We start from the raw sequence: 22733 nt of genomic DNA on the forward strand, positions 1-22733 counted from the left end.
CCGTCAGCCCGGCGCGGGGTCACCGGCAAGACGCGAATAGACCACATGGGACAGCGCCCGTCCGCCGACCCATTCGCACTCGCGCAGCACGCCTTCCTGGCGAAAGCCGAGTCGCTCGGGGATAGCGCGACTACGGCTATTGCCTTCGGCACAACGAATCTCGAGTCGATGAAGCTCGAGTTCGTCGAAACCCCATTCCACCAGGGTTGCCACGGACTGCGACATCCGGCCCCCACCCTGGCGGTCGCTGCGCAGCCAATAGCCCAGCGACGCCCAGCGGTGACGTTCGACGATGCGGTTGAAGCCGACGACGCCGATCAGCTCGTCGTCCTCGAGCAAGGCAAAGTGTCGAGCGGTGCCCAGACGCCGCTCGGCCATGGCAGCGGTGACGAAGACCTCGCAATCTCCCTGCTCGCGGGTCGCATCGACCCACGGCAGCCAGGGCCTCAACGACTCCCGGCTGGCGTCGATGGCGTGCCACAGAGCGTCACAGTGTTCCTTGCCGATCGACGCAAGCCACAGCCGCTCGGACACCCTCAGCATGCTGCCGGTACCTCCTGCCTGCCAGGTCCGGACCCGCGCAACCTCCAACGCCGACACACCATCTGATGCTGAGTCAGAACGCCCGTCACTCGGCGGCCTCCCAGCGATCTCGCCCATTGCGCTTGGCCTGATACAACGCCTGGTCGGCGCGATTCATGGTCTGCTCGTAGGTCTCGTCATGACGGTGCTCCGCCGCGCCGATGCTGACGGTCAGCGTCAGGGAGTCGTCGCTCACCACCTGGGTGGTACGCAGCTTGGCCTGGAGCCGCTCGAACAGGGGTTCAGCCGCCCACAGCGAAGCGCCGGGCAAGGCGATCAGAAACTCTTCGCCCCCCCAGCGACCGACGATATCGCCACCACGCAGGGTGTCGTCGAGGACCTTGGCCACTACCAGCAGCGCCTGATCGCCGACATCATGCCCATGCTCGTCGTTGAAGCGCTTGAAGTGGTCGATGTCCACCATCGCCAGGGTAAAAGGGCGTTGCTGTCGGCTGGAGGCGGCCATCAGTCGACGCAGCTCGGTGTGCAGGCCACGACGATTGGGGATCTTGGTCAATGGATCGAGCATGACCTCGCTTTCCAGCGTCTGCTTGCGCTCGAACAGCAGCTCCTGATAACCATCGGCGATGCGTGACAGCTTGTGCTGGCGACGCTGCTGTCGCTCCAGCCGGCGTTCGGCGGTGGACAGGTCGCTCTTGACGTTGCGCTGAAAGCCATCGGAAATGGCAGCCATGCGCTCTAGCCGCTCAAGCTGCTCGGTATGCCGCCGGTAGAGCGCTTCGAGCGGTGCCTTCAGTGGATTGTCCTGATGCTCGGACGAGGCCAGCAGCGCCTCGATGTCCCGCAGCAGCTGACGATCCCTTTCGGTCATGAACTGGGATCCTCGACGGGGGTGATCGCAAACGGAAAACTGCAGTCTTCCTTGAACTCCTCGGCCAGCTCGGCGATGCGTTCGTTTCTGACATCGTAGCGCCAATCCACGCTGCAGGCCTTGCCTTCCAGGTGAGCCTCCTCCATCAGGTCGAAGATGTCCATCATCGCCTTGACCGAGCTGGTGTTGAGGTAGACCAGTTCCAGGCACACTTCGAGGGGGCTCTCGCCGTCTCGCAGGTAGTGATCTACCCAGTTCAGCACGCCACTGTAGAGCTCGAAGGTGTTTTCGGGATAGGAATCGCCACGCATGGTCAGCGTTCCGGCGTCCCAGTCAGAACGAATGTCAGGGGTCGACTGGGTCCCGTCAATCGCAATGTCGTTGATCATTTTCTCGACTTTCCGTCAGATAGTGGCGGTGATGCAGAAAAAGCTCTGTTGATCGGAGAGCGGCGTCAGGTTCGACTGAAGCGGCTGGCAGGACTTGCGCGCCATGTCGATCAACCCCAGCCCTGCTCCCCGGGAGCCGTCTTCACGCGGCTTTCTGAGTTGCTGCTTGTAGCATCGCTTGAGCTCGACCGCGTCCATCTCACCGAGTTCCTCGACGGTCGCCATCAGACGCTGGCCATCGGCATGCTCGACCACGTTGCCCGCCGACACCAGATAGTGCCCCTGCTCGCCCCGCGCCACCGCAACGGTGGCGGTGGCGCGCTGTTCGTCATAGCCCATGGCGGTGGCGTAATGGCTGATGTTCTGGGTCATTTCGATGTAGGTCGAGAACACGTCCATCGCCGCCGATGGTGCCGCAGATTCGTTGTTGAGGTAGTTGCGAATGGCCTTGCCGATCTCTTCGATCAGGCTATGGGAAATCGGGCCATTGAAGCTTAGCAGCACGCGCTGTTTGTCGAATTGGTCGCGCAGCGTCAAGAGGTCCATGGAATTCCCTCATCGTGACCGTGGTGAATGTTGGACGTCGCGGACGCGGTGCCGTCCTGCTCGTCCTCGACCGCCGGCTGGAAGCACAGCAGGGTGATATCGTCACGCTGGTGCGCCTCGCCCTGGAATCGCGCCAGCGCATCCAGGAAGGCCGCGACCTGTGCCCTGGGATCGAGCCCGGCGTGCTCCAGCAGCATGGCCTCGAAACGCCGCCTGCCGAAGCCGAACCCGTGCTCGCCGCCTGCCTGATCCAGGAAGCCGTCACTGCACAGCGTACAGGACCAGCCAGGTACCAGTGCCAACGTTTGATTGGTGAACTCCCCACGACGCTTGAACGCCAGGGCGCGTCGGCCACCGGCCAGTACCTCCAGGCGCTGGCCATCGGTGGCATAGAGATCCAGCTTGGCGCCGGAGAAGGTCAATTGCTGCTGGTCGGCGCCGACCCACACCAGCCCCGCATCCATGTGCGGCGTCACGCCGTGGGCATCGCTGTCGGCCTCGAGCGTGCGGCGAATGCGCCGGTCCATCTCCTCGAGGATACCCGCCGGATTCTCGGGCCCCACCTGGTTGACCGAGTTGTCGAAGGCCGCACGGGCGAGCATGGTCATCAGGGCGCCGGGCACGCCGTGTCCCGCGCAGTCGATGACCCCCAGCAGATAGCCGCGGTCATGACCGAAGTCCCGGAACACGAAGATGTCGCCGCCGACCGTATCCTTGGGACTCCACAGCACGCCGTGCCTTAGCCCGGCGCAGCGTTGCATGTCGCGGCTGGGCAGGATCGCCTGCTGCAATACCCGAGCGCAGTCGAGGGAATCATCGATCTGACGCTTGGCCTCGCTCATCTGCCGATTGGCCAGGGTGAGATCCATGGTGCGCTGACGGATGCGTTCCTCGAGCTCCTCGGTATGGGCCTGAACCTGATCGGCCATGCGCTGGAAATCGCGTGACAGATCGCCGATCTCGTCACCGCGGTCACTGTCGAGCCTGGTGTCATAACGGCCCTGGGCCAGCGCCTGGGCGGATTGACTGAGGCGACGCATCGGGTTGACGATCAGCCGCCGCAGGGCGATCACCACCACCAGCAGCACCACCCCGAGGCTGGCCACCAGGGCGAACATCAGCGGCCACAACCAACGCTTTTCCAGCAAGGTGGCGGCGTAGGGATCGACCGCCGACACCAACCACCAGTCGAGCTCCGGCATGTAGCTGACCGCCACCACTCGCTCCTCACCGGACCACTCGAGGGTGCGGGTCTCTACCTCTCCGCCGCTCTCTCGGGCCGATGCCAGCATCTCGGCGAGGGCCTCGGGATCCTCGACCGCCGCATCAAGCACGCCGCCGCCTTCATCGACCTGGCTCAAGTCGGTCGCCTGGAGCTCTCCGTCCTCTGCCATCGCCAGCACCCGACCTTCGCGGCCGAGCAGGAAGGAAGCCACACCCAACGGCTGATCGTCGAAGCTGCTGGCCAGAAGGCGGTTGAAATTGAGGCCGCCACCGACCATGCCAAGGGGCCCGTTCTCGCCGTCGACGCGAACATTGATCCACACCCGGGTGATGTCCAGCGCCGGACTATAGGCGACCTGAACCCGGGTAGGCGCCCCACTGTCCATCATGCGGAAGTACCAGCTGTCTTCACTGTCACTGCGTGACAGCTGGTTGCGGGGGGCACGGCTCGGACTCATCTTGCCGTCGTTGAAGTAGAACTGGCGGCTGTCGTGATGCACCACAAAGTAGTCGTCACCGTCGAACTGCTGGCGAAATCCCTCGGACTCGGCGAAGAAACGGGCCTTGAGTTCCTCGTTGTCGATATCCGAGAGCCAGTCGCGGGTGACCGTCAGATCGCCGAAGCGCCTGGCCAGGGCCAGCTCGGTGGACAGCGGCGTCAGCATGCGCTGGGTATGCAGTTGGCTGTACTGCTCGGCGAAGCGTTGTCCGAAGTGGCGCTCGACGTCCTGAAGCGCGTGGCTGCCGATCCACAGCACCGGCACCAGTGCGACCAGAAAGGACAACAACGGGATAAGTAACGACTTGACCCCCAATCCCAGGTGGCGGCTCATGATGCCTCCTTGGCGAGAATCGACAGATGGAGAGAGTCTTGCATCACCTTCACTATAAGAATATGCGTATCGGCGCATCATGCCATGAAACCCGTATGGCGGCTAATGAAGTGTCTCAGTCTTCTGCTCCGACAGACGCATCCCCCGGGCTCGCTTCGCCTCGATAAAAAAAGGGCGGCGAGCCAGGCTCGCCGCCCATCAACGATCAGTCACCCGATCGAGAGAGCTCAGCAAAACATCGTGTCGACAGACAGTCCCGTCTACACCTCGAAACCAAGGCCGAAACTTTCCGCGTCCATCGCCATCAGGCCCTCAGCCCCTGCCTGCATCTGGGCGGCGTGGGTACGGGTGCGCGGCAACAGCCGTTCGAAGTAGAAGCGCGCGGTGTGGATCTTGGCCTGGTAGAAGCTGGCGTCGCTGGGCGAGTCCGCCAGCGCTTCCCGGGCGCACTTGACCGACCGGGCGAACAGATAGGCCAGGGTCACGTAGCCCGAGTACATCAGGAAGTCCACCGAGGCTGCCCCCACTTCTTCACGATCGCTCATGGCCTTCATGCCGATGCCCATGGTCAGCTCGCCCCATTGACTGTTGAGCTTGGCCAGCGGGCCAACAAAGGGCGCCATTGCCTCGTCGTCGGCATTGGCCTGACAGAACTTGTGGATCTCCTTTGTGAAGACCTTCAGGCTCTCGCCCTGGTTCATCAGCACCTTGCGTCCCAGCAGGTCCAGCGCCTGGATCCCGGTGGTGCCTTCGTACAGCCGGGTGATGCGTGCATCACGCACCATCTGCTCCATGCCCCATTCCTGGATAAAGCCGTGGCCGCCGAACACCTGTACCCCTTCGTTGGTGGCCTCGAAACCAAGCTCGGTCAGGAACGCCTTGACGACAGGGGTCAACAGGCCCAGCAGGGTCTCGGCCCGCTCGCGCTCCTCGCCGGCCGAACACTGCTCGACCACGTCCACCAACTGGGCGGTATACAGCACCAGCATCCGGCCGCCTTCGGCGATGGCCTTCTGGGTCAGCAGCATGCGCCGCACGTCCGGATGGACGATGATCGGATCCGCGGCTTTTTCGGGTGCCTTGGGGCCCGACAGCGCGCGCATCTGCAGTCGATCCCGGGCGTAGGCCAGGGCGTTCTGGAAGCTCGCCTCGGCGAGCCCCAGGCCCTGGATACCGACCCCGATACGCGCGGCGTTCATCATGGTGAACATGCACGCCAGACCCTTGTTCGGCGCACCGATCAGGTAGCCGGTGGCGCCGTCGAAGTTCATCACGCAGGTAGCGTTACCGTGGATGCCCATCTTGTGTTCGAGAGAGCCGCACACCACGCCGTTGCGCTCCCCCGCTTCGCCCTGGCCATCTGGCAGAAATTTCGGCACCAGAAACAGCGAGATGCCCTTGGATCCCTCGGGTGCATCCGGCAGCTTGGCGAGCACCAGGTGAAGGATGTTGTCGGCCAGATCATGCTCACCGGCGGAGATGAAGATCTTGGTCCCGCTGATGCGGTAGCTGCCGTCATCCTGGGGCAGCGCGCGGGTCTTGATCAGCCCGAGGTCGGTACCGCAGTGGGGCTCCGTCAGGCACATGGTGCCGGTCCAGCTCCCCTCCACCAGCTTGGTCAGGTAGACGCGCTGCTGCTCTTCGGTGCCGTGGTGACGCAGCGCGTCTGCCGCCCCGTGGGACAGACCCGGATACATTCCCCAGGCCAGGTTCGAGCCGCAGATCATCTCCGACAGCAGCATCGACAGTGACGGCGGCAGGCCCTGGCCGCCGTGCTCGGGCTCTGCGGCAAGGCTCGGCCAGCCACCCTCCACGTACTGGCGGTAGGCCTCGCGAAAACCGCTCGGCGCCTTGACCTCACCACCTTCGAGACGACAGCCCTCGCGATCACCGCTCTGGTTGAGGGGCAGCAGCACCTCGCGGGCGAAGCGCGCGCCCTCCTCGAGGATCGCCGCCACCACGTCGGGCGAGACATCATCCCCGGCAGGAAGACGAGCATAATGGCTCGGGTAGTCGAACAATTCGTCCATCACGAAGCGCATGTCGCGCAGCGGGGCCTGATAGTCGGGCATGGGGCACTCCTGGATTCGGTGGCTGCGCCTGCGATGGACCTCGCCAGGACGCACTTTCAAACATGTGTTTGAAAGTAGCGACGACCGCCTACTAAGTCAAGCGTTCGTTTCAGGGCAGGATTCACTGCATGCGAATACCGCCATCCAGGCGAATGACTTCGCCATTGAGCATGCTGTTGGTGATGATCTGCTCCGCCAGACGGGCAAATTCATCTGGCTTGCCCAGCCGCTTGGGGAAAGGCACCGCCTGGGACAGGGCGGCGACGGCATCCTCGGGGATGTCCGCCATCATCGGCGTCTCGAACACGCCCGGCGCGATCGCCATCACCCGGATGCCGTGACGCGACAGTTCCCTGGCGGCCGGCAGGCTCATGCCTACCACCCCCGCCTTGGAGGCGCTGTAGGCGCACTGCCCCACCTGGCCATCGAAGGCAGCGACCGAGGCGGTATTGATGATGACCCCACGCTCACCGTCGTCTCCCGGCGGGTTCTGGCTCATGGCCGCCGCCGCCAGGCGCATGACGTTGAAGGTCCCGACCAGGTTGATCTGCACGGTGCGTGCATAGGCGTCGAGGTCGGCCGGGTTGCCGTGGCGATCCACCAGCTTGGCCACACTGACCACACCGGCGCAGTGGATCACTCCGGCAAGGCCGTCACCGTGGGCCTGGGCCGCGTCGATCACCGCCTGGATGTCATCCGCCGAGGTGACATCGCCTTGCACGGCGATGGCAGCGTCGCCCAGACGTCTGGCCTGGTCCTGCACGCCCTCGCTCAAGTCGCACAGCACGACTCGACCACCGGCGGCCACCAGGCGTTCGGCACAGGCGGAGCCAAGGCCGGAGCCGGCACCGGTGATGACAAAGGTCGCGTTCTCGATACGCATGCGAATTCTCCTGATCAATCATGCAACAAGCCCCGAGCACTCGCTCGGGGCGTAAGGTAAAAACGTCTATCTGGATGCCTGGCCCGACACCATACCGACGGCTCGCTCAAGCCTTTTCGGCGGCATCGGCTCGCAGCTTGAAGCGCTGAATCTTGCCGCTCGGGGTCTTCGGCAACTCATCGACAAACTCGATCACCCGAGGGAAGGCGTGGGTCGACAGGCGCTCTCGCACCTGCTGACGAATTTCATCGGCCAGGGCATCGCTGGCCTCGAAGCCGTCACGCAGCACCACATAGGACTTGATGATCTCGCCGCGGATCTCGTCCGGCTGCCCCACAGCCGCGGATTCCGCCACCGCGGGGTGGGTCAGTACCGAGTTTTCGACGTCGGTGGGGCCGACCCGATAGCCGGCGGTGGTGATGATGTCGTCGTCGCGCCCGGCGAACTGGAAGCTGCCGTCCTCGTTGCGCACCACCACGTCTCCGGTCAGGTAGTAACCCTCGGCGAAGGGATGCTTCTCCTGCCAGGTATAGCCCGGGAAGAAGTGCGCCGGCGAGCGTTCGATATCCACCGCCAGCACGCCGGGCTCACCGGGGGGCAACTCCTGGTACTCGGCATCGAGGATCACCAGGCGGTAACCGGGCATGGGTACGCCCATGCCGCCGATGTGCTTCGGGTGCTCGAGCCGGTGGTGGTTGTTGCAGGTCATGCCGGTCTCGGTCTGGCCGTAGTGATCCATCACCGGACAGCCCAGCGCCGACTCCACCCAGCTCACCACTTCTGTATTGAGCGGCTCGCCCGCTGAACTCGCCGCGCGCAACGACAGCGTCTCATGGGCATTGTCGAACAGACCCGAGGCCTTCATCAGGCGGTAGGCGGTGGGCGCCGCGGCAAAGTTGGTGATGTCATGACGCTGCATGAAGGCAAGCGCTCCCTCGGCGCTGAACCCCGCCTCGCAGAAGTGGGTGGTGACGCCCAGCAGCAGCGGCCCGGCGATGGCGTAGTAGAGGCCATAGGCCCAGCCTGGATCGGCCATGTTCCAGAAGCGATCTTCGGGGCGCAGGTCCACGGCCAGCTCCATGTACAGCGCAAAGGCCGGCATGGCCGACAGCGGCACCGCCACCCCCTTGGGCTTGCCGACGGTGCCGGAGGTAAACATCTGCAGAAAGGGGGCGTCTGGCGACAGCCGCGGCGGCGAGTCCTGAAGCGCTTCGCTGGCCAGCGCCTCATCCCAGGACAGGTCCTGCGGGTGCGCCTCGCTGGCCCCACCCAGCGCCAGCACCGGGGGACAGCTTTCCAGGCCGTCGAACTTGTGACGATTGGCCGCGTCGGTGATGACCAGGCGGGTGTCGGCGCGTCCCAGGCGGTAGTCCACCGCATCCGGCCCGAAGGCGGTAAACAGCGGCTGGTACACCGCACCCAGACGCCAGGTCGCCACCACTGCGACCAGCAGTTGCGGCGAACGCGGCAGCATGCAGGCGATACGGTCACCGACACCCAGCCCCCGAGCCGCCATCCAGCCCGCCAGACGCGCGCTTTGCTGGTCGAGCTCACGATAGGTCAACCGGCTCACCTGACCGGCGGTGTCCTCATGCACCAGCGCCAGGACGTCGCCTCTGCCCTGCCCTAGATGTCGACCACAGCAGGCATGATAGGCGTTGAGATATCCATCCTGGTGGTCGTCCAGACGATCGATCACCTGCTGGATGTCGAAGGTCTCGCGATAGCTCTCGGCATCGACGGGCGTGACGTGGCTCATGACGGGCCTCTTGCGTTGTGATTGTTGATGAAGCTCTCCAGGGTGACCCCGGCAGCAATATTCCGTTGACGTAAGCGTCAACCTAGCAAGCGCTAGGGTTGAAGCTAGAGGCTTCAACGTCATGACACAAGCAAGAGTGCGCTAGACCATCGTCTAGGAATACCTCGAAGTACCGCACCGACCGAGCACGACGGACGTGCCCGCGCCCTCGGCGAAAGGATGAACCTCATCGAGGCAACGACAACGCGGGAATGGGAAGAGGAGAACAGCAGAAAAAGAGAAAAGAGAAAAGAGAAAAGACGAGCAGAACCGAATACCAGGCACACGGCGCGCCCCAGCTTTCCATCACAGCGGGCCGTCGGTACCTTGTCCTCGGCAGATCAAGGACGGCGGGTGATCATCACGACCAGTTCGTGGGCCAGCTGTTCGGGGTCACGCGGTCCGTCCGGGTCGTACCAGCGCACCGTCCAGTTCAGGGCGCCCAGCACAAAGCGCGAAACCAGGGCACGATCGCCGGTGACCAGATCCGCTGCGATGGCGTCATCCAGCACCTCGTTCCACAGCGCCTCGTAGGCGTCACGCAGGTGGGTCAGGTGGTCCCGAGCGCCGTCGTCGAGGCGCCGCCACTCATACAGCGCTACCACGTGGGCGTTGCGGTCGGTCAACAGCGTATCCAGATGGGCCCGCGCCATGGCATGCAGCCTGGACAAGGGGTCGGGCGCACTGTCCTTGAGCGCGGCTCGAGCCAACGTCAAGGCGTTCTGGGTGCCCTCTTCGATGACCGCAGCAAGAATCTCCTGCTTGTCACGAAAGTGGTGAAAGAGGCTTCCTGACTTGATCCCCATTTCCTGTGCCAGCATGCGCACGGTGGTGCGATCGAAGCCTTCCTGGACAAACAGCTGAGCGGCGAGCCGGGTCAGCTCCTTGCGACGGGGCGAGTCATTCATTACATTCATCGACAGTTACACTAGCGCTTGCTTGGTTTCGTTGAGAAAAGCATAGCCCATCCTCGGGGTCAACGTCGTTTGCTGACCTTGTCGTACGCGATTCGCGTCGCGAGCGAAACCCCGGGGACTGAACCACACTGACATCACAGCGCCGTGTCCACGGCCCACACAAACACAACACCTTGCCGCTCGATCGCAGAATCGACATGCAAGAGTTTCAGGAGTCACGCCATGAGTCAGTCCGATATCGTCTTTCTTGCCGCTGCCCGCACCCCCATGGGCGGCATGCTGGGCTCCCTGTCCAGTCAGACCGCCCCCGAGCTGGCCGCCTGCGCCATTCGTGCCGCCATCGAGCGCGCCAGGATTCCGGCAGACGCCATCGAAGAAGGGATCTTCGGCTGCGTGCTGCCGGCCGGGGTCAAGCAGGGGCCGGCCCGTCAGGCCATGCGCCAGGCCGGCATTCCCGACCACCGCGGCGCCACCACCATCAACAAGCTCTGTGGTTCGGGCATGAAGGCCACCATGCTGGCCCACGACCTGATCAAGGCCGGCACCGCCGAGGTCATGCTGGCCGGCGGCATGGAGTCCATGTCCAACGCCCCCCATGTGTTGACCAAGGCCCGTGGCGGCTACCGCCTGGGCCATGGCGAGCTCAAGGACCATATGTTCCTCGATGGCCTGGAGGACGCCGAGACCGGCAAGCTGATGGGTGGCTTCGCCCAGGAGGTCGCCAGTGAGCGCGGCTACGAACGCGAGCGCATGGACGACTTCGCCATCGCTTCACTGGAGCGGGCGATGCAGGCCACCGAGGCCGGCCACCTGGCCGCCGAGATGGCCCCCGTCACGGTCTCCAGCCGTCAGGGCGACACCCTGGTCGAGCATGACGAGCAACCCTTCCAGGCTCGCCTGGACAAGATTCGCACCCTGAGGCCGGCCTTTGCCAAGGACGGGACCATCACGGCGGCCAATGCCAGCTCCATCTCCGACGGCGCCTCTGCCCTGATCCTGTCCACCCGGGCAGCGGCGGATCGCCTCGGCGCCACCCCGCTGGCCCGCATGCTTGGCCACAGCACCCACTCGCGTCATCCCAGCGAGTTCACCATTGCCCCGGTGGGCGCCATCGAGTCACTGATGAAGAAACTCGACTGGTCGGTGGACGATGTGGATCTGTTCGAGATCAACGAGGCCTTCGCCGTGGTCACCCTGATGGCCATGGACGATCTTGGGCTACCCCACGACAAGGTCAACGTCTTCGGCGGCGCCTGCGCCCAGGGTCACCCGGTCGGCTCCACTGGCTCGCGGATCATCGCCACCCTGATCCACGCCCTGCGCACCAAGGGCGGAAAACGAGGGATCGCCAGCCTGTGCATCGGCGGCGGTGAAGCCACCGCCGTGGCGGTGGAACTGATCGACTGACGTCGAGACCTGGTTAGCCAACGTCGTAGTCTGAAAGGCAGGCGCGATGCTTGCCTTCCACGCCGATAAGCGGTCAGCATGGCCGGGGGCGCCCACAGGCGCTCCCGGCCATTTTTTTGACCTCAGGTCTGGATCCACAACAGGACTCACGCATGGAGCGCTCTCGCCTGGCCCTGCCGCTGATCGTGCTGGCACAGTGGTGCGGTACATCGCTGTGGTTCAGCATCAACGGCGTTGCCGCCTCGCTGGGAAGCGACCTCGGCATTCGCGAGGCCGCAATCGGTCACCTGACGCTGGCAGTGCAACTCGGCTTTATCGTCGGCACCCTGACGATCGCCGCCAGCGGTCTCGCAGATCGCTACCGTGCCAGTCGCATCTTTCTGAGCGCAAGCCTGGCAGGCGCTCTGGTCAACCTCGCCTTTATCACCGTTGCCGAACACCACGCCCTCGCCTTGCTGCTGCGCTTCGCCACCGGGCTCTGCCTGGCCGGCATTTACCCGTTGGGCATGAAGCTGGTGATCGGCTGGACCCCGCGTCACACCGGGGCCGCCCTGGCCTGGCTGGTGGGCATGCTGACACTCGGCACGGCCATGCCCCATCTGCTGCGCGGCGCCACCCTGGACCTCCCCTGGGCCTGGACCCTGATCCTGTCCTCGGCCCTGGCGGTGGCCGGTGGCATCGCCGTGGCGCTATTGGGCGACGGCCCGCACCTGCCAGCAAACGCGTCTCGCGCCAGACTGAAGGATGGCCTTGCCGCCTTTCGTGATCGCCACTTTCTCAGCGTCGCCGGCGGCTACTTCGGCCACTGCTGGGAACTCTACGCCTTCTGGCTGCTGGTGCCCTTCCTGGTCGGCCGTGAGGTCACGCGCCTTCAGGCGCCAGCCGACTGGGCGCCCTGGCTGAGCTTTTCGGTCATCGCCGTGGGGGCGCTGGGCTGCATCCTGGCCGGCGCCCTCAGCCGACGCCACGGCAGCGCCAGCGCCGCCAACCTGGCGCTCGCCACCTCCGGCGCCCTGTGCCTGATCTACCCCTGGCTTGGTCAGGCCAGCCCCCTGTTACTGCTGGCCCTGCTGTACCTCTGGGGCTTCAGCGTCATCGCCGACTCGGCCCAGTTCTCGTCACTGGCCTCGGCCACCGCCCCCAGGGCGCACATCGGCGCGACCCTGGCGGTGATGAACGCCATCGGCTTCACCCTTACCCTGCCCGGCATCTGGCTCGGTGCCAGCCTGTGGCAGGAGCACGAACTGAGCGTGCTGTGGCTACTGTTGCCCGGACCGGTGCTGGGACTGTGGTCGATGCGTGGTGTCGCCGCCTACGTCCGCCGCCAACCCGCCAGCTCCTGATGCCAGTTCCTGACACCAGCCCCCTGACACCAGTCCCCTGCACCTGACCCTGACCCTGACCCTGACCCTGACCCTGACACCAATCCTGACACCAGAGCGGACCACTACGTCTCCCGGGCCCGGTTCACAGGTAGTAAAAAGGGAGGCCCGAAGGCCTCCCTTTGCTACTGCGGTGAACGCTACCACGCTGACCGAGGCTTCTCGGCCTAGCCGTAACGACCGGTGATGTAGTCCTCGGCCTTCTTGGTATGCGGGGTCGAGAACATGGTCTTGGTGTCGTTGTACTCGATGACCTCTCCCAGGTGGAAGAACGCCGTGTAGTCGGCGACACGAGCCGCCTGCTGCATATTGTGCGTCACGGTGATGATGGTGTACTGCTGCTTGAGCTTGTCCATCAGGTCTTCGATGGTGGCGGTGGAGATCGGGTCCAGCGCCGAGGTCGGCTCATCCATCAGGATCACGTCCGGCTGGACCGCGATGGCACGGGCGATGCACAGACGCTGCTGCTGGCCACCGGACAGCGAGGTGCCGGGCTGGTGCAGCTTGTCCTTGACCTCTTCCCACAGGCCGGCGTCACGCAGGGCGCGCTCGACCAGCTCGTCCTGGTCGGCCTTGCGGCTGACCAAGTCATGCATCTTCGGGGCATAGACGATGTTGTCGTAGATCGACTTGGGGAAGGGGTTCGGCTTCTGGAACACCATGCCGACCCGACGCCGCAGCGCGACCTCGTCCATCTTGGGCTCGTAGACGTCGCGGCCGTCCATCTCGATCAGGCCCTTGACGCGTACGCTCGGGATCAGATCGTTCATGCGATTCAGGCAACGCAGGAAGGTCGACTTGCCGCAACCGGACGGGCCGATCAGGGCAGTCACGTTCTTCTGGTACAGATCCATGTCGATCGACTTCAGCGCGTGGAAGTCTCCGTACCACAGATTCAGGTCGTTCACTCGAATGCTCAACTCGTGGTTGGCATCCTCGTTGCGAGTGACCGGCTGGCCGGGCTGGTCCTGCTTCATCACGCTTTCTCCGCGCTGGGCAACTTTCATGTTCATGGCAACGTATCCTGTTTGGGGGCCGGTTTACCAGCGCCGCTCGAATTTCTTGCGCAGCACCACCGCGGTGGCGTTGAGCGTGATAAGGATCGACAGCAGCACCAGAATGCCGCCCGACGTCTTCTCGATGAAGGCCCGGTCAGGCTCGCCCGCCCAGGTGAATATCTGTGCCGGCAGCACGGTGGCCGCCTCGGTAAAGGAGTTGGTCACATCGGGGATGAAGGCCACCATGCCGACGATGATCAACGGAGCGGTCTCGCCCATGGCCTGAGCCAGGCCGATGATCGAACCGGTCATGATGCCCGGCAGCGCCACCGGCAGGACGTGATCGCGCACCATCTGCCAGCGTGAGCAGCCGACGCCGAAGGCGGCATGACGGATGGAATCGGGCACGCTGCGAAGCGCGGTCCGGGTGGCAATGATGATCACCGGCAGAGTCATCAGCGCCAGGGTCAGGCCACCGACCACCGGGGAGGAACGCGGCACGCCGAAGAAGTTGATGAAGATCGCCAGGCCCAGCAGACCGAACAGGATCGAGGGAATCGCCGCCAGGTTGTTGATGTTGATCTCGATCAACTGGGTAAAGCGGTTGTCCGGCGCGAACTCCTCCAGGTAGACCGCCGTCATCACGCCGATGGGAAAGGCTACCGCCAGGGTCACCAGCAGGGTCAGCACGGTGCCCATGGCCGCCGAAGCGATACCGGCGAGCTCGGGCATCTTGGAGTCACCGCTGGAGAAGAAGGTCGAGTTGAAACGCAGCTCGGCCCGCCCATCCTCTTTCAGCCGATCGACCACCGCCATTTCCTTGTTGCTGAGCTTGGCGTGGTGGCCCTTGAGGTACTGGTCCACCTGGCCGTCGGCCAGCACCCACTCCATGCGGGTGGTACCGAGCAGGTCCGGGTTGTCTTCCATGCGGCCGGGGATCAGGCGCAGATAGCCGCGACTGACCAGCGGGCGGACGTCTTCCTGAACCGCCGCCAGGGGAATCTGGCTGGCCTGCTCGGAGTAGTCCACCTCGACCTGGATCTGGGCCTGCTGGAAGGCCGGCAGCCCCTTGACCAGCATGTCGGCAAAGAACAGCACCAGGAACAGGCCGGCAAGGCCGAGCGCTCCCATGGACGCCCACTTCAGTCGGGCCGACCTGCGGTGGCGAGCGCGGAGCTGGGCGCTGATGTCATCGAAGGATTGTCTCATTGGCTTTGGCTCCACGGCTTACAGGTTGTTGACGCGATACTTTTCGCGGAAGCGACGGATCATGATCACCGACACCAGATTCAGGCTCAGGGTTACCACGAACAGCATCAGTCCGAGTGCGAACGCCGACAGCGTCTCGGCACTGGCGAATTCCTGGTCACCGGTCAGCGCGGCGACGATGCGCACGGTCACGGTGGTCATGTCTTCCAGCGGATTGAAGGTCAGGTTGGGGCGCATGCCTGCCGCCATCACCACGATCATGGTCTCGCCCAGCGCCCGGGACACCGCCAGCAACGAGGCCGAGATGATGCCCGGCAGGGCTGCCGGCACCACGATGTCGCGAATCATCTCGCCCTTGGTCAGGCCCAGCGCCAGCGAACCTTCGCGCATGCTGTTGGGCACCGAGTTGATGACGTCATCGGACAGCGAGGAGATGAACGGAATGATCATGATGCCCATGACGATGCCCGGGGCCAGGGCGTTGTTGAACGAGGCCTCGAGACCGAAGAACCCGGCCACGGCAACGATGATCGGCGCCACCGTGATGGCGGCGAAGAAGCCGTAGACCACGGTCGGAATGCCGGCCAGCACCTCGAGCACCGGCTTGGCGATGGTACGCACCTTGGGCGGCGCGAACTCGGCCATGTAGATGGCCGCCAGCAGACCGATCGGAATCGCCACCAGCATGGCGATGAAGGTGATCATGAAGGTACCGGCGAACAGCGGCACCGAACCGAACTTGGCGGCACTGGCCCCTTCCTCGGCGCGACCGGCGGCCTCGAGGAAGCTGGCACCCGGGTTCCAGGTGGTGCCGGTGATAAAGTCCCAGAAGCTCTGCATCTGGAAGAAACGAATCGCCTCGAAGACGATGGACAGCAGGATCCCCAGGGTGGTGAAGATGGAGATCAGAGCCGCGCCGGCAAGAAAGAAGCGGATGACCCGCTCGATCGCCTGACGCGCGTGGAAGTCGGGGCGCACCATCGCCACGCCCAGCACCAGGCCGATGCAGGCGATGACCAGGCAACTGGCCAGCAGCAGCAGCGGCGGAATCTCGGCACCCACGAGCAGCATGATGAAGCCACCCACGGCACCGACCACCAGTGCCGGACCCGCCGTTGACATGACGGTGAACCAGCCGTACTGATCGGGCTGGGCGTACATGGAGGTGCCGGAGGCTCGGACTCTGGCGGCCTTGCCGCGGGCCAGGAAGAAGGCGATCAGACCGAGCAGAAGCAGCGAGCCGCTGAACATCGCCAGGAGTTGATTGGTCTGCATGGGTGTCTCTCGGGGTTCTGTGCTCAAGCAAGCATAGGCTTGCCGGAACGTGTACCGGCCGACACCCGTTGCAGGATGCCGGCCGGCGTGATCAGGACCGTGTCCCTTACTTCAGGTCGGCCAGCTCGAGGGTCTCGTGGTTCTCGACGGCACTGCGAGCCTCGGCGCGCTCGTCTTCCGGCGCCGGGATCAGGCCGATGCCCTTGAGGTAGCCGAGGTCACCGACCATCTGCTCGCTCATGAACATGTTGGCGTACTCGTACATGGCCGGTACGTCTTCGGCGTGCTGGTTCTTCACGTAGAAGAACATGGAGCGAGACACCGGGTACTCACCGCTGCCGATGGCGTCCGGAGTCGGCTCGACGCCGTCGATGCTGGAGCCGATCAGGGTGTCGGAATTCTCTTCCAGGAAGGAGTAGCCGAAGATGCCGAAGGCATCGGTGTTCTCGGCCAGACGCTGAACGATCAGGTTGTCGTTCTCGCCGGCGTCGATGAAGGCACCGTCGGCGCGCACGTCGGTGTAACCTTCACCGCCGTAGGCCTCCATGTCCTCGGAAACGGCTTCCATCACGAGCTCAGCGAAGGCATCACGGGTACCGGAGGTGGTGGGCGGTCCATAAACGGCGATCTCGCGATCCGGCAGTGAGGAATCGATGTCGCTCCACTTGGTGTAGGGGTTGTCGACCAGCTCACCATCGACCGGCACCTTGGCGGCCAGCGCCAGGAAGATCTGCTCGCGGGTGACGTCCATCGCCTCGTTGTCGCCGGACTGGGCGAAGGCGATGCCGTCATAGCCGATGAAGGCTTCGGTGATGTCGGTCACGCCGTTGGCTTCACAGGTCTCGAACTCGGAAGTCTTCATGCGACGCGAGGCGTTGGTGATGTCCGGGGTATCGTCACCCAGACCGGAGCAGAACAGCTTCATGCCGCCACCGGAACCGGTGGACTCGATGACCGGCGTCGGGAAGTCGGTGGTGGCACCGAACTCTTCGGCCACGTAGCTCGAGAACGGGTAGACGGTGCTGGAACCAACGATACGGACTTGATCGCGGGCTTGAGCGACACCCACCACGCCCATGACGGCAGCGGCGATAGCGGTGGTCTTGAGGATGCGGTTCATGGAGAAAGCTCCTGATGATGAGATGGTCAACCTTCGCGAAACACACAATGCCGCAGAAAAATGACAGCTTCATGACAGCCCACTCCGGTTAACGCCTTCCCGATACCTCTTACGCTTCCCCCCTGCCCCTCCTCCTGCCCGGCCATGTCATGACGGCGTCACGGCTCTGTCACCGCGACCCCGGTCAATGCCACGCTTTTACAGCCGACGGCAACCTGAGCGGACACAAAAGAAGGTGCCGCAAAAAAAGGCCGCCCGGCTTTGCGCCGGACGGCCAATCTGGTGTCGCTTCGATGCCGACAACATGAAACAACCGGGTTAGCTGATCAATAGCCCCAACGCCGCCGCGGCGCACAGGGTCAAGGACGCCGCCTGCAACAGTCGCCGAGGCAACTTCGGCGCCAGCACCGCCCCCAGGGCGTGGCCCGCCACCACCATGGGCATGAAACTGAGGCTCACGCCCAACAGCCACAGCGGCACCCTGCCCACGGCGGCCAGGCTCGCCAGGGTCATCAACGACGAGATAAGAAAGAACGCCGCCAGGTTGCCCCGCAGGCGGTCCATCGGCATGCCGTGCATCAGCAGCACGATGGGCGGTCCGCCGATCGCCGCCACGGCACCGAACACTCCCGACAGAAAACCAGCACCAAACAGTGACGAGCGGTTGACCGGCAGGCGCAGCTTGAACAGCGTCACCACCACCGCAAACAGCACGATGCTGGCGATCATCACCTCCAGCGTCGCCATGGGTGCCACCAGCAACAGCCAGACCCCGAGCAGGGTTCCCGGCACCTTGCCCACCAGGGCCATGGAGATATCGGTCATGGCGACTTCCCGGCGATAGCGGCGTACCACCAGACAGGACACCAGAAAGCCGTAGACCACCAGCACCACCGGCACCAGGGACGGCGCCTTCAACAGGATCAGTGGCGCCCCCACCACCGCCATGCCGAAGCCGGTGGTACGCTGGACGAAGGTCCCCAGCGCCAGTACCGCCCCCACCCACAGCCACGAGCCGAGGGTCAGCTCGCTGAGCACCCACCACTCCCTTGCGCAGTCCTGCGCTGCGGCCAGCAACGACGCCATCATGACGCCACCTCCTCGACCCGAGGCGGACGTCCGGCGAGCACGCGCAGGCCGACGTTGCCAATCAACGCCACCGTGACCATGGCGATCACCATGGGCCAGGCAGAGTCGATTTCAAAGGCGGTGACCAGGGCACCGGACAGTGCTGCACTGCTGAACTGGATACTGCCGAGCAGCGCTGTGGCGGTAGCGCTCATATGACTGAAACGCTCCAGCAGCGACGAAATGGCGTTGGGCGAGATCAGCCCCACCACGCCCAGAAACGCCATCACCAGAGGCACCACCGTGAACAGCGAGTCCGTCCCCGTGGCCACTACCACCAGCAGGCCGCCGGCGGCGACCAGCTGAATGGCGAGACCAAGGCGCAGGTTCTGCTGGGGTGTACGCCGACGCAGCAGGCGAATATTGACCCGGTTGGACAGCGCCATCACCACCACATTGGCACCAAAGACGAAGGGATAGGCCGCCGGCGACAGCCCGTAGTGCTGCATGTAGAGAAACGGCGACGAGGTGACGAAGGCAAAGATGCCGGCGAAGGACGCCGCCACCGCCAGGATGTAGCCCATGGCCTGACGGTCGGTCAGCACACTTGCGTAGTTGCGCAGCACCTGACGGGGCGAGGCCACCGGTGCCCCTGCTGGCCGGGTCTCCGGCAGAAAGGCCCCGAGCAGCCACATCAGGAAGGCGGCATAGACCGCCAGGAAGACGAAGATCAGCCACCAGTCGGCCAGGTACAGCAGCAGGCTGCCGACCATCGGCGCCACCAGCGGCGCCAGCATCAGGATCATCGCCATGGTCGACATGACCTTGGCCGCCTCGCGGCCACTGAAACAGTCGCGCACGATGGCTGCGGAATTGACCACGCAGGCGCCGCCGCCGAGCGCCTGGACAAAGCGCCAGACTAGAAGCTCCGTCAACGAATCGACGCTGACGATCACCAGACTGGCGATCAGAAACAGGATCTGTCCGGCCAGCAGCACCGGCTTGCGTCCGATGCGGTCGGAAAGCGGCCCGCAAGTGAGCTGGCCCACGGCAAAGCCGACCATGAACACGCTGAGTGAAAGCTCGGTGTGATGAACACTGGCCCCCACCGACTCGGCCAGCGCCGGCATGGCCGGCAGATAGGCGTCGATGGCGAAGGGGGCAAGGGCGGTATTGGCGGCCACCAGCAGGGCGACACGCCGGGCATTCAGGGACACAGGCGCTCCATGAAGAACAAGGTTTGAAAAATTGTCATCGGGTTGATCGTGACGCCGCTGCGGCTGTTGTCCACATCGACGCCTTGGTACAGTAGGTCCAGCTCACCACCGCCCAACTACGGAGATTGCCACATGGCAGACGATCTGCTGACCCAACTGAAGGCGATGACCACGGTGGTCGCCGACACCGGCGACCTGGACGCCATTCGTCGCTTCCAGCCCACCGACGCCACCACCAACCCGTCGCTGATCCTGCAGGCCGCCAGCCACGCCGATCGTCGCGCCCGCCTGGCCGCCATCGCCAAGGAGGCCAACGACATCGATGACGCTCTCGACGCCGTGGCGGTGGACATCGGCAGCGAGATCAGCGAGCTGGTGCCTGGGTATGTGTCGACCGAGGTCAGCGCACGGCTATCGTTCGATACCGAAGGTACCCTGGCCCGCGCCCATTCACTGATCGAGCGCTATGCCCGCAAAGGCGTCGGCGCCGAGCGCATCCTGATCAAGGTGGCGTCCACCTGGGAAGGCATTCGTGCCGCCAAGACGCTGGAGCGAGAAGGCATCCGCACCAATCTGACGCTGCTGTTCAGCTTCGCCCAGGCCCAGGCCTGCGCCGACGCCGGGGTCACGCTGATCTCGCCCTTCGTCGGCCGCATCCTCGACTGGCACAAGGCCCAGCAGCCGGAGGCCGACTTCAGCGGCGACAACGATCCCGGCGTGCAATCGGTCAAGCGCATCTACGACCACTACAAGGGCCACGGCTACTCGACCATCGTGATGGGCGCGAGCTTCCGCAACACCGACGAGGTCAAGGCGCTGGCCGGCTGCGATCGTCTGACCATCTCGCCGGCACTGCTCGAGGAATTGCACGGTCAGCAAGGCGCTCTCGAACGCCGCCTCGTGCGCGGCGACGCCGAGACCAGCGCACCGGAGCCCCAGACCGAAGACGACTTCCGCTGGGCCATGAACGAAGACGCCATGGCCACCGAAAAACTGGCCGAAGGCATCCGCAAGTTCATGGCCGATCAGCGCAAGCTGGAAAGCCTGCTGACCGAACTGCGCCAGGGATGATCACGGGCGCACCACCGGCAAGCCTGGCTGGGCCTGGCTGCAGATGATCAAGAGGGCGATCCATGGATCGCCCTCTTGCATTATGCGCTTGCCAGCTTGCGGCGATCTGACACCGCTTTCCGCTTTCGGAGTTCGCCATTTTCTACGCCTTCGGCGCCTTCTGCTGAACACGCCTTCGGCGCGTCGACGTCAGGCCCGGCAAGGGCAGGATCAGGCCTTGTGCGAAGCGTCGTTCTGGGCCTCGAGCATCTCGACCAGCGGCTGGAACTGTTCGTGGTTATGCTCGTTCATGCGCATCAAGATACGATGCGCTTCGAGGATGCGCTCCCGCAGCCCCTCTTCATCGGCGGGCACTTCGGGGAGCTCCTCGAAGTCGTCGACCTCGGCGATGGGACGCTCCAGCAAGGTAAAGAAAGCGCCAAAGCCCATCACCTCGAGCATCCGCTTGACGTCGGGATTGTCGGCCACGATGGTCGGCGCCTGCTCGAGCTTGCCGCGCAGCGCCATGGCCACCTTGGCCAGGAAGCCAAGCGCCGTGGAATCGACGTTGCTGGCCTCGCGCAGGTCGATCATCACCGCCTTGAGTCCCGGCGTGTCGGCCAGTTGCTGGGCCTGGAGATCCAGGGTGGCACACAGGGTCAGGCGCACGTCGCCACATAGCTTCAGGACGAACACACCGGCCTCGAATGCCGCCTTCAGTCGACCTTCATGCACTTTCATCGCCAAACCCGCTCACCAACATGATCGTCAAGTCGTCGGGCAGCTCTTCGCGCCCCGAGGTGGGATCCTCCAGCGCTTCTTCATCGCTGGAGAGCGCCCCCAGGGCCAGCCCCCGACGCATCGTATCCAGGGAATCGCTGTCTTCGACCCGCTGCCTGAGATCGTCAAGGCGCGCCTCGAGACTGTCCCCCGGCAAGCACTCCAGCACCCCATCGGAGCAGAGCCAGAGCGAAAAGTCATCGGGCAAGTCACATCCCAGTGCCGGATAACTGACCTCCGGAAACAAGCCTACCGGCATGCCCTCTCCCGCCAGCGTGGTGACGCCCTCGTCGGACTTCAATAGCGGCATCGGCAGCTGCGCGCCGAGAGAATAGTGCAGATAGCGCTTCTGCTGGTCGATCACGCCGACGAACAGGGTGGCGTGCTTGCCGATCCCCGTGTCCAGCAGCTCCCGGTTCAACTGGGACAGCCAGCGCGGCGGCAATGCCTCGGGTGCCTCACCGTCCCACTCGCCTTGCCAGCGATTGAACAGGTACTTGAGCAGCACCGTCACGAAGGCGGACGAGGCTCCGTGGCCCGACACATCAGCGAAATAGAATAATGTATAGCGCTCATTGTACGCCTGGATATCGAGAAAGTCGCCTGACAGATACAACGAGGGCGCAAGCCAGTAGTCACAGCCGATCGCCCCCAGCTGCTGCGGCCTCGGCGGCAGCATGCGACGCTGGATCTGGCCGCCGGCCTGCTGGTCGAGCCGGAGCATCGCCAGGTGGGTCTCCAGGCTCTCGTTGAGCTCTTCCAGTCGCGCTCGATCCTCTTCGCGCTCCCGGGCCAGACGATTGACGTCCACCACACGCCGGATCATCCGCCTGAGCAGATGGGCATGGCGCAAGGGGTCGATCACGTAGTCGACAAGGCCCGCGTCAACGGCCTTGAGCAGATCGTCGTCTCGCCGGTCCTCGCTGACCACCAGGGTGGGCCAGCGCTCGGCCAGCACCATCCACTCGCGACTCGGTACCGCCAGCGAATGTGCCACCACAAGCGCCGTGGAGCCGGGAAGCTCATCGGCGCTGGCGGCGGCAAAGACCGCAAGTCCGTCGCGAGCAATCGCGTCCACCAGGGCGTCGCGGTGCTCGCCCGGGTGGTCGATTACCCCGATCAGAGGTTTGGCTGCTTGCATGCAGATGCCA

The 22733-nt window shown here is 64.3% G+C and carries 20 protein-coding genes; 3 read left to right on the forward strand and 17 right to left on the reverse strand.

The window, feature by feature from the left end; all coding sequences use genetic code 11:
* Window positions 1-3: 3 nt before the first annotated feature.
* The 9 genes from NH448_RS00505 to NH448_RS00545 all read right to left on the reverse strand — a co-directional run bounded on the left by NH448_RS00505 (window position 4) and on the right by NH448_RS00545 (window position 10067).
* Complete coding sequence (locus NH448_RS00505) at window positions 4-543, reverse strand: GNAT family N-acetyltransferase (RefSeq protein WP_213228705.1); 540 nt, start codon at window positions 541-543, stop codon at window positions 4-6.
* An 85-nt stretch (window positions 544-628) separates the two neighbouring features.
* Window positions 629-1414: a diguanylate cyclase gene (locus NH448_RS00510; protein WP_045993241.1), complete on the reverse strand. Its 786-nt coding sequence runs from the start codon at window positions 1412-1414 to the stop codon at window positions 629-631.
* Window positions 1411-1803 carry a biofilm regulation phosphoprotein SiaC gene (siaC, locus tag NH448_RS00515; RefSeq protein WP_275041601.1) on the reverse strand — a complete coding sequence of 131 codons (393 nt, stop codon included), beginning with the start codon at window positions 1801-1803 and terminating at the stop codon, window positions 1411-1413. Before siaC ends, NH448_RS00510 begins: the two co-directional genes overlap by 4 nt.
* Before the next feature lie 15 nt (window positions 1804-1818).
* Window positions 1819-2349, reverse strand: coding sequence for a biofilm regulation protein kinase SiaB (gene siaB / locus NH448_RS00520; protein WP_045993240.1), 531 nt, complete (start codon window positions 2347-2349; stop codon window positions 1819-1821).
* Entirely contained in the window at window positions 2337-4406 is a 2070-nt protein-coding gene (gene siaA / locus NH448_RS00525) for a biofilm regulation protein phosphatase SiaA (RefSeq protein ID WP_253028326.1), read from the reverse strand. The genes siaB and siaA overlap by 13 nt, the downstream gene beginning before the upstream one ends.
* A 260-nt stretch (window positions 4407-4666) precedes the next feature.
* Window positions 4667-6478, reverse strand: a complete 1812-nt coding sequence (locus tag NH448_RS00530; protein WP_253028327.1) for an acyl-CoA dehydrogenase C-terminal domain-containing protein — start codon at window positions 6476-6478, stop codon at window positions 4667-4669.
* Between the two features lie 121 nt (window positions 6479-6599).
* Window positions 6600-7361: an SDR family NAD(P)-dependent oxidoreductase gene (locus tag NH448_RS00535; RefSeq protein WP_045993237.1), complete on the reverse strand. Its 762-nt coding sequence runs from the start codon at window positions 7359-7361 to the stop codon at window positions 6600-6602.
* A 106-nt stretch (window positions 7362-7467) separates the two neighbouring features.
* Window positions 7468-9120 carry an AMP-binding protein gene (locus NH448_RS00540; protein WP_213228712.1) on the reverse strand — a complete coding sequence of 551 codons (1653 nt, stop codon included), beginning with the start codon at window positions 9118-9120 and terminating at the stop codon, window positions 7468-7470.
* 380 nt (window positions 9121-9500) lie between these two features.
* Entirely contained in the window at window positions 9501-10067 is a 567-nt protein-coding gene (locus tag NH448_RS00545; RefSeq protein ID WP_045993235.1) for a TetR/AcrR family transcriptional regulator, read from the reverse strand.
* 231 nt (window positions 10068-10298) lie between these two features.
* Here NH448_RS00545 and NH448_RS00550 point away from each other — a divergent pair, with 231 nt between their 5' ends.
* Together NH448_RS00550 and NH448_RS00555 are read left to right on the forward strand one after the other, a co-directional pair.
* Window positions 10299-11483 carry an acetyl-CoA C-acyltransferase gene (locus NH448_RS00550; RefSeq protein ID WP_108447653.1) on the forward strand — a complete coding sequence of 395 codons (1185 nt, stop codon included), beginning with the start codon at window positions 10299-10301 and terminating at the stop codon, window positions 11481-11483.
* Window positions 11484-11635: 152 nt separating this feature from the next.
* Window positions 11636-12826 (forward strand): MFS transporter, encoded by a 1191-nt coding sequence (locus NH448_RS00555; RefSeq protein ID WP_253028328.1) that lies wholly within the window; start codon window positions 11636-11638, stop codon window positions 12824-12826.
* A 206-nt stretch (window positions 12827-13032) separates the two neighbouring features.
* Here the strand turns inward: NH448_RS00555 and pstB are convergent, their stop codons facing one another.
* The 6 genes from pstB to NH448_RS00585 form a co-directional block, all read right to left on the reverse strand.
* Window positions 13033-13842, reverse strand: coding sequence for a phosphate ABC transporter ATP-binding protein PstB (pstB, locus tag NH448_RS00560; RefSeq protein ID WP_045993272.1), 810 nt, complete (start codon window positions 13840-13842; stop codon window positions 13033-13035).
* A gap of 63 nt (window positions 13843-13905) precedes the next feature.
* On the reverse strand, window positions 13906-15072 hold the full coding sequence (gene pstA, locus NH448_RS00565) for a phosphate ABC transporter permease PstA (protein WP_045993232.1): 1167 nt from the start codon (window positions 15070-15072) through the stop codon (window positions 13906-13908).
* An 18-nt stretch (window positions 15073-15090) separates the two neighbouring features.
* Window positions 15091-16347, reverse strand: a complete 1257-nt coding sequence (gene pstC, locus NH448_RS00570; protein ID WP_045993231.1) for a phosphate ABC transporter permease subunit PstC — start codon at window positions 16345-16347, stop codon at window positions 15091-15093.
* A 106-nt stretch (window positions 16348-16453) separates the two neighbouring features.
* Entirely contained in the window at window positions 16454-17467 is a 1014-nt protein-coding gene (locus NH448_RS00575; protein ID WP_108132630.1) for a substrate-binding domain-containing protein, read from the reverse strand.
* Window positions 17468-17785: 318 nt separating this feature from the next.
* Window positions 17786-18556 (reverse strand): sulfite exporter TauE/SafE family protein, encoded by a 771-nt coding sequence (locus tag NH448_RS00580; protein ID WP_366077240.1) that lies wholly within the window; start codon window positions 18554-18556, stop codon window positions 17786-17788.
* Entirely contained in the window at window positions 18553-19752 is a 1200-nt protein-coding gene (locus tag NH448_RS00585; RefSeq protein WP_253028329.1) for a Bcr/CflA family multidrug efflux MFS transporter, read from the reverse strand. The genes NH448_RS00580 and NH448_RS00585 overlap by 4 nt, the downstream gene beginning before the upstream one ends.
* A gap of 132 nt (window positions 19753-19884) precedes the next feature.
* Here NH448_RS00585 and tal point away from each other — a divergent pair, with 132 nt between their 5' ends.
* Window positions 19885-20823, forward strand: a complete 939-nt coding sequence (tal, locus tag NH448_RS00590; protein WP_253028330.1) for a transaldolase — start codon at window positions 19885-19887, stop codon at window positions 20821-20823.
* Window positions 20824-21033: 210 nt separating this feature from the next.
* Here the strand turns inward: tal and NH448_RS00595 are convergent, their stop codons facing one another.
* Window positions 21034-21543: an STAS domain-containing protein gene (locus tag NH448_RS00595; RefSeq protein ID WP_045993227.1), complete on the reverse strand. Its 510-nt coding sequence runs from the start codon at window positions 21541-21543 to the stop codon at window positions 21034-21036.
* The gene (locus NH448_RS00600) at window positions 21530-22723 is read right to left on the reverse strand and encodes a SpoIIE family protein phosphatase (protein ID WP_045993226.1); all 1194 of its coding nucleotides are present in this window, start codon (window positions 22721-22723) and stop codon (window positions 21530-21532) included. The genes NH448_RS00595 and NH448_RS00600 overlap by 14 nt, the downstream gene beginning before the upstream one ends.
* Window positions 22724-22733: the final 10 nt, after the last annotated feature.

Origin of the sequence: Halomonas sp. OfavH-34-E (genome assembly GCF_024124525.1) — a bacterium.
In the GTDB taxonomy this organism is placed as follows: Bacteria; Pseudomonadota; Gammaproteobacteria; order Pseudomonadales; family Halomonadaceae; genus Halomonas; species Halomonas litopenaei.

Bases quoted from the DNA above. Each gene is read 5' to 3' on its own strand.
- NH448_RS00505 (WP_213228705.1), bottom strand. From the start codon at position 543: ATGCTGAGGGTGTCCGAGCGGCTGTGGCTTGCGTCGATCGGCAAGGAA.
- NH448_RS00510 (WP_045993241.1), bottom strand. From the start codon at position 1,414: ATGACCGAAAGGGATCGTCAGCTGCTGCGGGACATCGAGGCGCTGCTG.
- siaC (WP_275041601.1), bottom strand. From the start codon at position 1,803: ATGATCAACGACATTGCGATTGACGGGACCCAGTCGACCCCTGACATT.
- siaB (WP_045993240.1), bottom strand. From the start codon at position 2,349: ATGGACCTCTTGACGCTGCGCGACCAATTCGACAAACAGCGCGTGCTG.
- siaA (WP_253028326.1), bottom strand. From the start codon at position 4,406: ATGAGCCGCCACCTGGGATTGGGGGTCAAGTCGTTACTTATCCCGTTG.
- NH448_RS00530 (WP_253028327.1), bottom strand. From the start codon at position 6,478: ATGCCCGACTATCAGGCCCCGCTGCGCGACATGCGCTTCGTGATGGAC.
- NH448_RS00535 (WP_045993237.1), bottom strand. From the start codon at position 7,361: ATGCGTATCGAGAACGCGACCTTTGTCATCACCGGTGCCGGCTCCGGC.
- NH448_RS00540 (WP_213228712.1), bottom strand. From the start codon at position 9,120: ATGAGCCACGTCACGCCCGTCGATGCCGAGAGCTATCGCGAGACCTTC.
- NH448_RS00545 (WP_045993235.1), bottom strand. From the start codon at position 10,067: ATGAATGACTCGCCCCGTCGCAAGGAGCTGACCCGGCTCGCCGCTCAG.
- NH448_RS00550 (WP_108447653.1), top strand. From the start codon at position 10,299: ATGAGTCAGTCCGATATCGTCTTTCTTGCCGCTGCCCGCACCCCCATG.
- NH448_RS00555 (WP_253028328.1), top strand. From the start codon at position 11,636: ATGGAGCGCTCTCGCCTGGCCCTGCCGCTGATCGTGCTGGCACAGTGG.
- pstB (WP_045993272.1), bottom strand. From the start codon at position 13,842: ATGAAGCAGGACCAGCCCGGCCAGCCGGTCACTCGCAACGAGGATGCC.
- pstA (WP_045993232.1), bottom strand. From the start codon at position 15,072: ATGAGACAATCCTTCGATGACATCAGCGCCCAGCTCCGCGCTCGCCAC.
- pstC (WP_045993231.1), bottom strand. From the start codon at position 16,347: ATGCAGACCAATCAACTCCTGGCGATGTTCAGCGGCTCGCTGCTTCTG.
- NH448_RS00575 (WP_108132630.1), bottom strand. From the start codon at position 17,467: ATGAACCGCATCCTCAAGACCACCGCTATCGCCGCTGCCGTCATGGGC.
- NH448_RS00580 (WP_366077240.1), bottom strand. From the start codon at position 18,556: ATGATGGCGTCGTTGCTGGCCGCAGCGCAGGACTGCGCAAGGGAGTGG.
- tal (WP_253028330.1), top strand. From the start codon at position 19,885: ATGGCAGACGATCTGCTGACCCAACTGAAGGCGATGACCACGGTGGTC.
- NH448_RS00595 (WP_045993227.1), bottom strand. From the start codon at position 21,543: ATGAAAGTGCATGAAGGTCGACTGAAGGCGGCATTCGAGGCCGGTGTG.
- NH448_RS00600 (WP_045993226.1), bottom strand. From the start codon at position 22,723: ATGCAAGCAGCCAAACCTCTGATCGGGGTAATCGACCACCCGGGCGAG.